This is a genomic window from Campylobacter concisus (assembly GCF_015230035.1).
GTDB classification, from domain to species: domain Bacteria; phylum Campylobacterota; class Campylobacteria; order Campylobacterales; family Campylobacteraceae; genus Campylobacter_A; species Campylobacter_A concisus_BK.
Genome location: NZ_JAAKZD010000007.1, coordinates 128,179 through 141,527, shown reverse-complemented (window position 1 = coordinate 141,527; position 13,349 = coordinate 128,179). Strand labels below are relative to the sequence as shown.

Sequence of the window (13,349 nt, the reverse complement as noted above, 5' to 3'; positions counted from 1 at the left end):
AAGCGATGTTGATAATATGGCAAAGACAATAGTAAGTGAAGTAAGAAAGAATAAATTTTAATCAAACTGCTTCATAAATCTTCATAAATTTCAACCTGGTTTAGACTGGGTTGGGATTTGTATATTTTTAAATTTAATTTTTATCCAACTGCTTTAAATTTAATAATCAAAAAGCTTAAACAAAAATGCATGCAGTGCTTTAGCACAATTGCATGCCACCTCTAACGTGCGAGGGGATTGTGGGATTTAAAAAGGGGGATAAGGGGACGGCTTCATAATTCAAGTCCCCTTGTCTCCCTTTAGAATAATTTGAATAAAAAAGAAATTTACAAATTTAATCAAGCTATTTTACAAATTTTAAAATTTCATGAGCGAGTAATTTCGGCTCTAAAATTTGAGCTAAGCGGTAAGTGAAGCCAAATTTTAGTAGTCAATTCTTGCGGGTGAGTGAAAGTTTAAAATTTACAAAACAACACATGCAATAGCACCAACACACTACATATCTAAATTTTCTATCAAATTTTAAGAGCCCATCAACTTCTCGGCTATATTTTTAAGCCTAAATTCATAAAGCAGGTTTGAAATTTTATCTGCTGAGCTTAAATTTAGTCCAAGGTCATTCGCTAACATTTTGTAATAAATTTTAGGATTTTGGCTTAGATTTATTGGCGGCGACTTGGAGCTTTTAGAAAGCTTTTTAGCTCCGTCTAAAAGTAGCTTGTGATGGATAAATTTAGCATTTAAAAAGCTAAAATTTAGCCTTTTTGCAAGGTATCTTTGAGCTAGCGTGCAAGGCAGCAAGTCCTCGCCTCTAACGACTAAATTTACCCCCATATCTTCATCGTCAATGACGCTTGCGAAGTTGTAAGCTGGCGTAAAATCCTTTTTATAAATGACAAAATCACCCATCTGCGCCGCCACGAGTTTGCCAAGTTCGTCATTTTCATCAACACTTAGTCTGATAGTGGTTTTATCTTTTATAAATTTTAGCTTTTTATCTTTGCAAATTTTAGTGTAAATGCCGTTTTCATAGGCGTCTTTGGTAGCTCTTGTGCACTCACAAATGTAAATTTCATCTAGCTTTTCAAGTGCGTTTTCGTATCTTTTGGCTCTTGTTTTGAAGCTAAAATTTTGCTCAAAGTCGTCTATACTTTTAGCACCTTTGTCATAGCAAAGTCCTAGAAATTCTAAAACGTCAAAGATATTTTGAACAAATTCGCGCCGGTATCTGCCAAGGTCATAATCATCAATCCTTAAGTGTAAAACACCGCCCAATGAGCGCGTCAGAAGATAAGTTAGGACGAAATTATAGGCGTTGCCAGCGTGTAGATAACCGCTTGGCGTCGGAGCTATGCGAGAGACTATGCCACCAGATGGTGGCAAATAGTCATTAATCCCTTGGTCTAGCCTCATTTACTCTTAAAGTGCGTCCGCCAAGTTCTTTTTCATTTAGTGCGTCGATCGCCTTTTGGCCCTCATTCGCGTCGTCCATCTCAACAAATCCAAAGCCCTTTGAGCGGTCTGTCTCTCTATCTTTTACGATTTTTGCGCGCCTTACTTCACCAAATTGTGCAAAAGCTTCCTTCAACTCTGCCTCTGTCGTTCTATACGACAAATTTCCTACATAAATGTTCACAGGATTATTCCTTAAAAAAATTATCGATCTGATCGATTAGAGAAATAATAGCTTATTTCCGTCAAAAAGATGTAAAAACCAAGAAAAATATTACAATTTTTTAAAAAATATCCTTAAATGCAACAAATCGCAACAGCAAGGCATTATAATATCTATCACTAAACAAAATTTATCCTTAAGTTTAAGTAGAATAATTAAATAAAAAATTACAATTTTTTTATAAACTATTTATAAAGTAAATCATTTTTTACTTTAAGATAAGCCTCTTCGCCAAGCAAATTTTTCACTATAAAAAGCGCAAATTCCATAGAAAAAGCTGGCCCCTTGCCAGTGATGATGTTTTGATCTTTTAGCACGTTTTTATCGCTCACGTAGCCTCTTTTGTCGCTTCTTACATTTTCTTCAAATCCAGGATAGCAAACAAAATGCTCTTTAAGCACACGAGCTCGCTCAAGCACCATAGGAGCGGCACAAATGGCACAAATTAGCTTACCTTTTTTATCAAATTCTTGCAAAATTTCTCTTAGCTTGGCGTCATTTGCGAGATTTTCTGCGCCAGGCAGACCTCCTGGAAGCACGATCGCGTCATAGCCTAGCTCCTCCACCTCGCGAAGCGTGACATCAGCTTTTACATTTATATTGTGAGCACCTCTGATCTGCGCGCCCTTTAAACTAGCGATAGATGCTATAGCTCCAGCTCTACGCAAAACATCGACGGAGGTTAGCGCCTCGATCTCCTCAAAACCATAAGCTAGGATTACGGCTACCTTTTTCATAAAATCGTCCTTTCTCGTGTTATCTGTTCGTTAGGATAAATTTTATATAATCAAAGCTTATTTCACAAGAAAGGACAGAGCATGCAAGTAAAAATTATTTACTGCAACTCTTGAAACTATCGTCCGGTAGCTTCTCGTGTAGAAGATGAAATAAAAGCGAACTTTAGTGATGCAAGAGTCGAGTTGGTTGTAGGAGATGGTGGAAATTTCATCGTCGAGGTTGATGGAAACGTTATCTTTTCTAAAAAGGATCGCATCGGAAACGATGAGTCAAGGTTCCCACACGGCGAAGAGATCACAACTCTTATAAACAAATATCTCAAAGAAAAGTCGGCTTAATGCTAACTAGCGGGGCAGGCAACTGCCTCGTTTTGCTCCAAATTTACTCTTTAAAATTTATCTCGTCTTTTTTATATTTTCTAAGTAGCTCATTTATCTGGTTTTCAAATTTTACCCATCTTGCTTCGCCGCCATGCTTTGCGAAGAGCTTTTTGGCATGAGAGATCAAAATTTCACTTTTATCTTTTATCAAAAGATATTCGTATAGTTGATTTATCGCTGCAAGGCCATTTTGTTCGAGCATTAGCTCTATTAAATTTGCTTCAGAGCTATTTTGCTCAAAAAATTTAAGAACAAAGCCAAGGTCGTTTGCCACATTTTCATAAATTTTAGCCACGTCACTATCTGGCTCTAGCTCGTAGTATGCAGCAGATGTGCGAGTGATTTCATGTACTCTAGCTCTAAAATGGCACTCATACTCTTTTGGCTTGCTAAGCGCTTCTTTGCCAAGAGTAGCCTCTATAAAAGGGGCGTAAATGCCGCAATTTATATAAAATCTCGTGCGCTCTGAGCTATTGCCACTACTTTTTTGAAAATTTACAACATATATAAAATTTGTGGTATTTTTGTAGAAATTTAAAGCGCTCTTGCTAAAGCCATTATCCTTAAATAGCGGCTTTAGCAGAGCGATAAGCTCGTCAAATTTCTCTTTCATAAATTTAACGTGCCAGATGTATGGTTATTTGTTTGCGCGCTCGATGTACTCGCCACGAACGGTATCAACGCGGATGACCTCGCCTTCTAGTACGTGAAATGGTATCTGAACTACCGCTCCACTCTCAAGAGTAGCTGGCTTTTTGCCACCTTGTGTATCGCCCTTGAAATTTGGTGGAGTTTCAACTATCTTTAGCTCGACTACTTGTGGCACTTCAACGCCGATTGCATTGCCGTTGTGAAATAAAATTTCAACCATCATACCATCGATCATCCATTTTTTAACATCACCCACATCCTCGTCGCTGATCGCAACTTGCTCGTAAGTAGTTGTGTCCATAAACTGACAAAACTCACCATCATCATAGAGATACTGCATCTCTTTTTCTTCAAGATGCGGCTGCTCGCACTTGTCACCTGCGTGAAAAGTCTTTTCAAGAACCTTTCCATCGACAAAAGATTTGATCTTTGCACGAACAAAAGCTGCACCCTTGCCCGGTTTAACGTGTTGATATTCTACGATTTTATAAGGAACGCCGTCGATCTCGATCTTTAGTCCCTTTTTTAGATCGCCCATTGAATATGAAGCCATTTTTTATCCTTTCGTAATTTGTTATATAACTGCGTATTGAGCCCAAACACAAGCTTCAAGTGCGTTTAATCTCTCTAGCGTTTCTGTTTTTATATGTTCATCAACCAAGATGACCGCAAGCGCCATGCCGTGCTCATCTCTACCAAGACGGAAGTCTGCGATGTTTATCTTCTCGTCAGCTAAAATTTTACTGATCTGAGCGATAACGCCTGGTACGTCGTGGTTTTTAAAGATGATCATCTTGCCTTTTGGCTTGAAGTCAGTCTTAAAGCCATTTACGGTTACTATGCGTTGTTGATTTTCACCAAAGACCGTGCCGCCAACGCTTACGATGCCATTTTCAGTCGTAATTCGAACTGTGATCTTGTTTTTAAAGATGCTATCTCCACCTGTGCTAGTTTCGGTGGTTATGCCTTTTTCGTCGCATAAAAATTTAGCATTTACGTAGTTTATCGCATCGCCAAGACTCTCTTTTAAAGCGCCCACGATCGCAAAAGTTAGCATTGAATTTGCATATTCGCCAATTTGCCCGTGAGTCTCTATACGGATAGCCTTGATGGCACTTTTGTTTATCTGAGCTGCAAGAAATGCCATCTTGCTTGTAAGATCGATATAAGGCTCAACAAATGGCGGTAGATCTTCTGTTTTGATAGGTAAATTTAAAGCGTTTGGATAGCTTATGCCGCGTGCTGCCAAGATAGCTTGCTCGACTGCCTCTACTGCGATGTTGCGCTGCGACTCAAGGGTATTTGCCCCGAGGTGTGGCGTGACGCTTACATTATTTAGATCAAGAAGCGGATGGCTTGTCGCTGGCTCTTTTGTAAAGACGTCAATACCTGCAAATGCTATCTTGCCACTTTTTAGCCCTTCATAAAGTGCCTCTTCGTTATAAAGACCACCTCTAGCGCAGTTTATAAGCCTTACGCCATCTTTCATCTTTGCTATCTCTTTAGCGCCGATCATATCGGTTGTCTCTTTGGTCTTTGGAGTGTGGATCGTGATGAAGTCGCATGCCAAGATGTCATCAAAATTTTTAGTATAAGTGCCGCCCATATCGATGACTTTAGATGGATCGATATATGGATCGTATGCGATGATATCCATGCCAAAAGCTTTTGCGCGAGCTGCTACTCTTGAACCGATGTTGCCAAAACCGATCACACCTAGCTTTTTCTTAAACAGCTCAACTCCATACCACTTCTCGCGTTTCCAAATTCTATCTAGCTTTAGGTCGTTGTGAGCGTATTCAAGTGATCTTGCAGCTGCTAGCATGTGTGCCATAGTTAGCTCAACTGCTGCGATAGTATTTGCAGTTGGGACGTTCATAGCGATGATGCCTCTTCTTGAACAGCCATCTATATCAACGTTATCCACGCCAACACCAGCTCTAACGATAGCTTTTAGCTTCTTGCCAGCTTCTAAAAACGCTTCATTTACCTCAGTCGAGCTTCTAGTGATAGCCACATCGGCCTCACCTAAAATTTTTAAAAGCTCGTCTTTTGGGGTATTAACTGCATCTATTACATTTATGTCTTGTTCTTTTTTTAAAAGTTCAAAACCTACTGGGTGTATCGCATCGCAAACAATGATAGTTTTCATAATTTTACCTCTCTCACACTTGAGTGGATATCGTAAACCCTTAGCTGCAAAATGATATTTTGCAAAAGCCTTGAGTCTTGGGTATTTAAAAAGATCTGGCTCTTAGCGCCATCTCTTACTACAGTAAAATCAACCTCGCTATTTCTTAAAGTCTGCATCAAACAGAACATAGAGTAGATGTCGTTTTTATCTATCAAAAGTTCGTATGCTGTGATCTTTGGCTTTTCTATCTTAGGTCGGTTGTATTCTATAAAAATTTCATTTACGGGCAATACGTAATCTTTTTTCTTAATAGTTGCCAGCTCGTTGATCCAGTTTTCACTGCCGGCTGTATTTTTGGTTATATTTTGCTCATTTGTAATATTTTTTTCAGTAGTTTGGCTGAAATTTACACTTGCAAATTTAACAAGATAAACTCCAACCAAACCTAACATCACAAAGAGCAGAACAACTACTAATAAAAGCGTGCGTCTGCCCATTTATACTAGCGTAATTGTTCTTTTATAATGTCGCCAAGTGTTACTTTGTCGTCGTTATCGTTGATCTCATTTAACACTTCACGCTCTTTTTGTTTTGCTAAACGGCGTATGCTTAGGCGAATTCTATTTTTCTTCTCATCGATAAATGCGATAGCAGCTTCGATCTCATCGCCGATCTTTAACGTGCTAGCATCTACGCTACCTAGATCTTCTTTGCGAATTAGCGCATCGACATTATCGCCAAGCTCAACAAACACGCCAAAATCTTTAATGTCACGGATCGTTCCTTTTACGATGTCGCCTACACTAAATTTATTAGCAAATGCCTGAACTGGACTTTGTTTTAGATCTTTTAGGCTTAGAGAAATTTTTTGCTCAGCGCTGTCGATTTTGATGATCTTTACTTCTAGCTCATCGCCAGCCTTAAACATATCTTTGCACTTGTCATTTCTATCCCAAGATGCATCTTCGTTGTGTAGCAAGCCCTCAACGCAGCCTACTCTAACAAATGCACCAAAATTTGTGATAGTCGTCACAACGCCTTTTACTACGTCGCCCTCTTTAAATTTAGCTTTAAATTCATCAAATGGCTTTGGAAGTAAATTTTTAAGGCTCACTCTTAAGCGGTGTCCTTTTGCGTCTATTTCGATAACCTCAACATCGATCTCTTGACCTTCACTGATGTGATCTTTTGGATTTTTGATATTTTTATCCCATGAAATTTCAGATATGTGTAAAAATCCTTCAATATCATTTCCAAGATCGACAAATGCGCCATAAGGCTCGATATTGCTAACTGTTACTTTGATAGTGTCGCCAACTTCTAGACCATCATTTATGATCTCTTCCCAAGGATCTGGAGTAGCAGCCTTGATAGATAGAGATAGGTGGCGTTTTTCGTTGTCATAACTGATAACTTTAACTAAAACTTTATCGCCTTCTTTGTATAAAGAGCTAGGATTTACTGGGCCTTTGTAGCTTATCTCGCTGTAATGCACAAGTCCGTCTACGCCGCCAACATCAACAAACATACCATAAGTTGTGATTTTCTTAACTGTGCCCTCTATAACACTATCGTTTTCTACTATGCTTGATAGGGCTTCTTTGCGTTTTTTGCGGTCGTCATCTAAAATTTTCTTTCTTGAGACAACTATGCTATTCTCTTCTTTATCAACTTTTATAACTCTTACTTTGTATGATTTTCCAACTACGCCCTCAGCATTTTTAAATCCACTGTGCGTTCTTGGTAAGAAAAATTCTACGCCATTTGCGTCTTGAGTGATAAAACCACCTTTATTTTTTCCAACTACTTTTACGTCGATTTCGCCAGAATTTTCAGGATCGTAAGCTTCGATGAAAGCTTTAACTTTCTCTTTTCTAAGTGCTTTTTTGTGCGACACTATAGGTCTTCCATTTCTTGATCCAGTTATTACAACTTTGATCGTATCGCCAACTTTATGCGTCAGGTTGCCGTTTGCGTCAGTGATCTCAGAAACATTTAAAATGCCTTCTGACTTCTTGCCAACGTCGATTAAAACCTCATCGCCATTGATACTGACGATCTTTGCGTCACTATCTTCTTCAGTCTTTTTAAAAGACTCCTCTAACATCGCAGCAAAATCGATATCTTCGATATCTTCGTCTTTTGCTTTTCCTAATTGAACACTTTTGTTCACAGCCATCTTGATCCTTTAAATTTTATTATGCCAGTAGAGGCAAATTGGCTTATTATAGTTAATTGTGGCTTTAGCTAGGATAAATTTTATACTTTTTTGATTCTGTCAACGACTTTTTGTATGATCCAGTCAGGCGTGCTAGCACCCGCACTTATGCCACACAAATTTTTGCCCTCAAACCATGATCCCTCAAGTTCTTCTTCGCTTTCTATTAGATAGCTATCTTCGCAAAAATTTTTAGATATTAGGTAGAGTTGTTTTGTGTTTGAGCTGTTTTTTCCGCCGATGATTATCATCACGTCAGCTCTTTTTGCTAAATTTTTAGCAGCCTCTTGGTTTTCAAATGTCGCGTTGCAGATCGTATTAAAAACGCGCAGCTCTTTTACATGAAGCATGAGATAGTTTGCGATCTGCATAAATTTCTCAACTTTTCTAGTAGTTTGGCTAACGAGCGCGACCTTTTGCTTAAATTTGATGCCCTCTAGCTCGCTCTCTTCAAGTACGACATAGACATTGCCCTTGGCATACGACTTCACCCCTTTTACCTCTGGGTGGTGCATGTCGCCAAAGATCACCACATCATAGCCCTCTTCGCTCATTTTTTCGCAAATTTGCTGTGGCTTTGTCACAAATGGGCAAGTTGCGTCGATCACTTTTATATCAGTCTTTTTTAGCTCTGCAAGGTCGTTTTTAGTGATGCCATGAGTGCGGATGATCGCCTTTTTCTCATCTTTTAGCTCATCTATGCCCTCAAGCGTCTTTACATTGTAGTTTTTCTCAAGCCTGTTTATCTCTTCGTTGTTATGGATGAGCGGGCCGATAGTTGCGGCATCTCCAGCATTTTCAGCTATCTTTATCGCCCTTTTTACGCCAAAGCAAAAGCCATAACTACTAGCAAGCTCGATCTTCAACTCTAGCTCCCATTTTCTTTAAAATTTCAGCAAAATTTGGAAACGAAGTGGCGATAAATTCGCTCTTTTCTATCTGCATGCCACATTTTAGTCCAAGTATGGCAAAGCTCATGGCGATCCTGTGATCTCCGTGGCTATCGATCGTGGCAAATTTAGCCTCAGAGCCATTTATAATAAATCCATCTTCAAGCTCGCTAGCATCGACACCGCACTGCTTTAGTGCATTTATCGTGACAGCTATCCTGTCGCTCTCTTTTACGCGAAGCTCTTTTGCATTTGTTAGCTTACTTTGACCCTTAGCGCAGGCAAATGCGATGGCTAAAGCTGGGGCTTCGTCGATGAGCCACGAGATATTTTCGCTAACCTCTACACCTTTTAAATTTGGCGAGTATCTAACTTCAATATCGCCGATATCTTCGTATTTGCTTGAGGTTTTATGAAATTTTATCTCAGCGCCCATTTTTTCTAAAACTCTGTAAGCTTCGATGCGAGTTTTATTTAATAAGATATTTTTTAAAATAATATGCGAATTTGGGATGATTAGAGCTGCGACCGCGAAGAAAAATGCCGAGCTTGGGTCATTTGGCACGTCTATATCAAGTGGCGCAAGTGGGCCTTTCATCGCCTCTAGAGTGATCTCTAAGCCGTCACGCTTTATATCAGCTCCCATGCCAGCAAGCATGCGCTCAGTGTGGTCTCTGCTTAGCTCTGGCTCGCTAAATTTGCAGCCATTTGAGTAATGAGCCGCTAGCAAAAGTGCGCTTTTTACCTGAGCTGAGGCGATCTTGCTATCAAAACTAAATCTTTCAAATTTAGTCCCTCTTATGCAAAGAGGAGCGTTGTTTGCGTTGTTTGCGCCATCTATCTTTGCCCCCATTTCATTTAGAGGCTTTGCTATCCTTGCCATCGGGCGAGAATTTAAATATTTATCGCCACTTAGCACGAAAAAGCCCTCCTGCGCGGCAAGCAGTCCCATAAAAAGCCTCATCGCCGTGCCTGAGTTGCCACACTCTAAAATTTCATTTGGCTCTTTTATCTTTTGTGGCGGAGTGATCGTTATTTCAGCGCCGTTATCTTCGATCTTTGCGCCAAGGAGCTCGACTATTTTTAAGGTATTTAGCGTGTCGCCTGCTCTTAGATAGTTTCTAACGCGAGATGGCTTGTCGCTTAAAAGCGAAAAGATCGCGCATCTATGCGAGATAGACTTGTCAGCTGCGATGTCATCGATGGTTAAATTTAGACTTTTTTCTAGTGGATAAATTCTCATCTTATTCCGATATTTAGTTTCTCTTTTAGCTCGCTTAAAATTTTATCCATAAGCGCGTTTATATCGTCATCTTCGAGCGTTTTTTCCATATCTTGGAATGTAAATTTAAGGCTAAGGCTGATCGCGCCGTTTAGTTTTGCATCTTTATAGATATCAACCGGCAAGAACTCTTTTAGCTCTTTTAAATTTAGCCCTCTTATGCACTCATAAATGCGTCCAGCCTCGAAATTTTCAGGCACGATGAGGCTAAGATCTCTTGTCGTGCTTTGGAATTTTGAGTATGGCACTGCTAAGATCGGCTCAAATTTAAGCTTTGCAAAATCAATCTCGCAGACATAAGTTTTAGGCAGATCTCTTTTTGCCTCTACTCTTGCATCTACTCTGCCGATATAGCCGATCTTTTCGCCATTTTGGTAGAGGTGTGCCTGCTCGTATGGGCTAAGATATGAAATACCCTGGCAAGGTTTTAGCTCAAATTTACCTATGACATTTTGCACCATCGCTGCAAATGCATAGAAATTTGCCTCTTCGCCCTTTGCGCCATTTATAAGTGTTGGCTCTTTTAAAAGACCTGATACGACAAAGCCTAAATTTAAGCCTTGGTTTGCATTTTCATCAAAAACTTCGCCAAGCTCAAAAAGCCTAACTGAGCGTTTTGAGTTTTTGATGTTTTTCTCGCTTGAGCTTAGAAGGTGATTAACAAGTGCCGGTCTAAGCGTGTTTAGCTCGTTGTTTATAGGATTTAGTATCTTGATCTTGCAAGGTTTAAAATTTAGCTCACTTAGCTCATCAAGGCTGTCAAATACGTAGTGCACACTTTCAAAAAAGCCATTACTAGCTGCACGGTGCCTTAAATTTAAAGCATTTTTATAGTCAAAATATGTCTTATTTAGCCTATTTTTCTCAGAGAAATTTAGCGGCGTTGAGGCGATATTGTCGATGCCTATTATCCTTACGATCTCCTCGCAGATATCATGCGAATTTACGATGTCGTGGCGAAATAGCGGCACTTTTACATTAAAGCTCTCTTGTTCGACATTTACGCTGATCTCAAAGCCAAGTTTCTTTAAAATTTTAACGACGTCGTTTCTTGCAACCTCTTGCCCTATCATATTTTTAAGCTCGCCAAGCGAGATGCTAAGTGTGATAGGCTCGGTGCCAAGTATCGACTGCTGCGAGCCCGCAAAAAGACTTAAGCTATCTTTAAAGCCTGCAAGCTTTTTGAAAAGATAGTCCGCCCCATAAGCTAAATTTGGCTCGCTACCACGGCTTGAGCGGTAAACCTGATCGCCCTTTGGTAAATTTTTATTTTCAAAAATGGCCTTTGAGACAACATCTGGTTTTACGTAGCTAGCCTCTACCAAGATCACCTTTGAGCCCTCATCGACCCTGGCTTCATCGCTTTGGTAAATTCCAGCAACACCTAAATTTTTATCCTCACAAAAAACTACGCACTCGCCATTTTCGCCATTTTTGATGTCAAAAACTGCTTTTTCACCCTCGCCCACAAGCTTAGTGTGATCATAAGCTCTAAACAAGACGCCCGTGCAAAATGTCGCGTATTCAAGCAGTCTTTCTACTAAATTTGTCTTTTGACAATCAATTAGAGCTAACCTCAACCTAGTTAATAAATTTTCGCTTAACGCATTTTTTAGCTCAAAGGCTTTATACAAAAATGAGCCATTTACCTTATCTTCGGTTCGCACAGATGCGATCCTGCCGATGCCAAGTAAATTTTCGCTATCTTCATTTTCGTGGCTATCTTTCATATTTAGATCAAGTGCGGTGCAAATTTCTCTTGCGATGCCGTGTAAATTTTGGCAGTCGCCCCTGTTTGCAGTGACATCAACCTCGATGATCACATCTTTAAACGCTTCAAATTCGCCAAGGCTTGTGCCAAGTTTTAGCTTGCCGATACTCTCATCAAGTGGCAAGATGCCGTCATTTGTCTTAGGTAGTCCTAGCTCAGTTGAAGAGCAGATCATGCCGCATGACTCGATGCCTCTTAGCTTTGCCTTTTTGATCTCAAGACCATTTGGCATCGTCGTGCCAATTAGCGCGACTGGCACAAACTGACCAGCCTCGACGTTTTTAGCCCCACACACGATCTGAAGCGTTTCGCTACCAACATCAACCTGACAAACGCTTAGCTTATCGGCATCTGGATGCTTTTCTCTACTTTTTACATAGCCAACTACGATGCTCTTTGGTAAATTTATCTCTTTATAGCTATCAACTTCTAAGCCGATAGAGTTTAATGTCTTTGAAAGTGTCTCGCCGCTAACCTCGCCAAGGTCGATCCACTCGTTTAACCAATGCTTTGAAATTATCATTTAAACTGCTCCAACAATCTTAAATCTCCCTCAAAAAGTGACCTTAGATCAGGCACTCTATGAAGCAACATCGCAAATCTCTCAACGCCAAGGCCAAAGGCATATCCACTTACATTTTTATAGCCAACAGCCTTAAATACATTTGGATCGACGACGCCACATCCAAGCACCTCAAGCCAAGTAGTCTGCTTGCACACCCTGCAGCCCTTGCCATGGCAGAATATACAACTAATATCAACCTCTGCGCTAGGCTCCGTAAATGGAAAGAAGCTAGGACGAAAACGCACTTCAACGTCGCCAAACATGTGCTTTAAAAAGCCCTCAAGCATTGATTTTAAATTTGCAAAGCTAACTTTCTCAGCATCCTCCACCACAAGGCCCTCAACCTGATGAAACATCGGTGTATGCGTTAAGTCCATATCACGTCTAAAGACTGTACCTGGCGCTATCATGCGAATAGGTGGCTTTTGATTTAACATAGTTCGCACCTGAACTGGGCTCGTATGCGTCCTTAAAAGTCTAAAATCATCTAGGTAAAATGTATCTTGCATATCCCTTGCTGGGTGGTATTTTGGTAAATTTAGCGCCTCAAAGTTGTGAAAATCATCTTCTATAAGCGGCCCAGTCTCGAGCGAGAAATTTAGAGCTAAAAAATACTCAATTATCTTATCCATCGTGGCCATCACTGGATGCAGCGCCCCGCTAGCAACAGGCTCGTCAAAGAGTGTGATATCAGCGGCCTCTTTTTTCATCTTATTATCTATCTCTTGCTCGCTAAGCTCGGCCTTTTTGGCTTCTATAAGCGCGCTTAGCTCATCTCTTTGTTTGTTTAAATTTGCTGCAAATTCCTTTTTTTCATCTTCGCCAAGCTCTTTTAGCTTTGCAAAGCCTTGTGCCAAGATACCCTTTTTGCCAAAAATTTCTACCCTGACCTTCTCCAGATCATCAAGAGTTGAAATTTCATTTTTGATTTTATTAATGAAATCTTGCAATTTTTTACCTTTATGAATTTTTGCATCGATTTTATAGAAAAAGAGTTAAAATCAAGATAAAAAGCGCGAAATTTAAGCACACTTTGATATAATTT

13 protein-coding genes are annotated in these 13,349 nt (G+C 39.9%); 1 reads left to right on the top strand and 12 read right to left on the bottom strand.

Annotation, left to right across the window (positions count from 1 at the left end; genetic code table 11):
• Positions 1-522: 522 nt before the first annotated feature.
• The 3 genes from G6W41_RS06390 to G6W41_RS06380 form a co-directional block, all read right to left on the bottom strand.
• Complete coding sequence (locus G6W41_RS06390; protein ID WP_194170964.1) at positions 523-1,413, bottom strand: glutamate--tRNA ligase family protein; 891 nt, start codon at positions 1,411-1,413, stop codon at positions 523-525.
• The gene (locus G6W41_RS06385) at positions 1,391-1,636 is read right to left on the bottom strand and encodes an RNA recognition motif domain-containing protein (RefSeq protein ID WP_009294719.1); all 246 of its coding nucleotides are present in this window, start codon (positions 1,634-1,636) and stop codon (positions 1,391-1,393) included. Before G6W41_RS06385 ends, G6W41_RS06390 begins: the two co-directional genes overlap by 23 nt.
• A 224-nt stretch (positions 1,637-1,860) precedes the next feature.
• Positions 1,861-2,412 carry a DJ-1 family glyoxalase III gene (locus G6W41_RS06380; RefSeq protein WP_194170963.1) on the bottom strand — a complete coding sequence of 184 codons (552 nt, stop codon included), beginning with the start codon at positions 2,410-2,412 and terminating at the stop codon, positions 1,861-1,863.
• An 81-nt stretch (positions 2,413-2,493) separates the two neighbouring features.
• Between G6W41_RS06380 and G6W41_RS10305 the strand changes: the two genes are divergently transcribed.
• Complete coding sequence (locus tag G6W41_RS10305) at positions 2,494-2,751, top strand: SelT/SelW/SelH family (seleno)protein (RefSeq protein ID WP_257639680.1); 258 nt, start codon at positions 2,494-2,496, stop codon at positions 2,749-2,751.
• A gap of 43 nt (positions 2,752-2,794) precedes the next feature.
• Here the strand turns inward: G6W41_RS10305 and G6W41_RS06370 are convergent, their stop codons facing one another.
• The 9 genes from G6W41_RS06370 to pheS form a co-directional block, all read right to left on the bottom strand.
• The gene (locus tag G6W41_RS06370) at positions 2,795-3,406 is read right to left on the bottom strand and encodes a DUF4304 domain-containing protein (protein WP_194170962.1); all 612 of its coding nucleotides are present in this window, start codon (positions 3,404-3,406) and stop codon (positions 2,795-2,797) included.
• A gap of 24 nt (positions 3,407-3,430) precedes the next feature.
• A complete protein-coding gene (gene efp / locus G6W41_RS06365; protein WP_004317246.1) occupies positions 3,431-3,997 on the bottom strand; it encodes an elongation factor P in 567 nt (188 codons plus the stop codon).
• A 21-nt stretch (positions 3,998-4,018) separates the two neighbouring features.
• Complete coding sequence (serA, locus tag G6W41_RS06360) at positions 4,019-5,599, bottom strand: phosphoglycerate dehydrogenase (RefSeq protein ID WP_223230287.1); 1,581 nt, start codon at positions 5,597-5,599, stop codon at positions 4,019-4,021.
• Positions 5,593-6,075, bottom strand: coding sequence for a hypothetical protein (locus G6W41_RS06355; RefSeq protein WP_103597369.1), 483 nt, complete (start codon positions 6,073-6,075; stop codon positions 5,593-5,595). Before G6W41_RS06355 ends, serA begins: the two co-directional genes overlap by 7 nt.
• A 5-nt stretch (positions 6,076-6,080) precedes the next feature.
• Complete coding sequence (locus G6W41_RS06350; RefSeq protein WP_012001414.1) at positions 6,081-7,757, bottom strand: 30S ribosomal protein S1; 1,677 nt, start codon at positions 7,755-7,757, stop codon at positions 6,081-6,083.
• A gap of 80 nt (positions 7,758-7,837) precedes the next feature.
• On the bottom strand, positions 7,838-8,662 hold the full coding sequence (locus tag G6W41_RS06345) for a 4-hydroxy-3-methylbut-2-enyl diphosphate reductase (RefSeq protein WP_021087582.1): 825 nt from the start codon (positions 8,660-8,662) through the stop codon (positions 7,838-7,840).
• On the bottom strand, positions 8,643-9,929 hold the full coding sequence (gene aroA, locus G6W41_RS06340; RefSeq protein WP_194170961.1) for a 3-phosphoshikimate 1-carboxyvinyltransferase: 1,287 nt from the start codon (positions 9,927-9,929) through the stop codon (positions 8,643-8,645). Before aroA ends, G6W41_RS06345 begins: the two co-directional genes overlap by 20 nt.
• Positions 9,926-12,262 carry a phenylalanine--tRNA ligase subunit beta gene (gene pheT / locus G6W41_RS06335; RefSeq protein WP_194170960.1) on the bottom strand — a complete coding sequence of 779 codons (2,337 nt, stop codon included), beginning with the start codon at positions 12,260-12,262 and terminating at the stop codon, positions 9,926-9,928. The genes aroA and pheT overlap by 4 nt, the downstream gene beginning before the upstream one ends.
• Positions 12,259-13,254 carry a phenylalanine--tRNA ligase subunit alpha gene (gene pheS / locus G6W41_RS06330; protein ID WP_103612990.1) on the bottom strand — a complete coding sequence of 332 codons (996 nt, stop codon included), beginning with the start codon at positions 13,252-13,254 and terminating at the stop codon, positions 12,259-12,261. The genes pheT and pheS overlap by 4 nt, the downstream gene beginning before the upstream one ends.
• Positions 13,255-13,349: the final 95 nt, after the last annotated feature.

Excerpts from the sequence above, each read along its gene's own strand:
- G6W41_RS06390 (WP_194170964.1), bottom strand. The coding sequence starts at position 1,413 with ATGAGGCTAGACCAAGGGATTAATGACTATTTGCCACCATCTGGTGGC.
- G6W41_RS06380 (WP_194170963.1), bottom strand. The coding sequence starts at position 2,412 with ATGAAAAAGGTAGCCGTAATCCTAGCTTATGGTTTTGAGGAGATCGAG.
- G6W41_RS06370 (WP_194170962.1), bottom strand. The coding sequence starts at position 3,406 with ATGAAAGAGAAATTTGACGAGCTTATCGCTCTGCTAAAGCCGCTATTT.
- efp (WP_004317246.1), bottom strand. The coding sequence starts at position 3,997 with ATGGCTTCATATTCAATGGGCGATCTAAAAAAGGGACTAAAGATCGAG.
- G6W41_RS06355 (WP_103597369.1), bottom strand. The coding sequence starts at position 6,075 with ATGGGCAGACGCACGCTTTTATTAGTAGTTGTTCTGCTCTTTGTGATG.
- G6W41_RS06350 (WP_012001414.1), bottom strand. The coding sequence starts at position 7,757 with ATGGCTGTGAACAAAAGTGTTCAATTAGGAAAAGCAAAAGACGAAGAT.
- aroA (WP_194170961.1), bottom strand. The coding sequence starts at position 9,929 with ATGAGAATTTATCCACTAGAAAAAAGTCTAAATTTAACCATCGATGAC.
- pheT (WP_194170960.1), bottom strand. The coding sequence starts at position 12,262 with ATGATAATTTCAAAGCATTGGTTAAACGAGTGGATCGACCTTGGCGAG.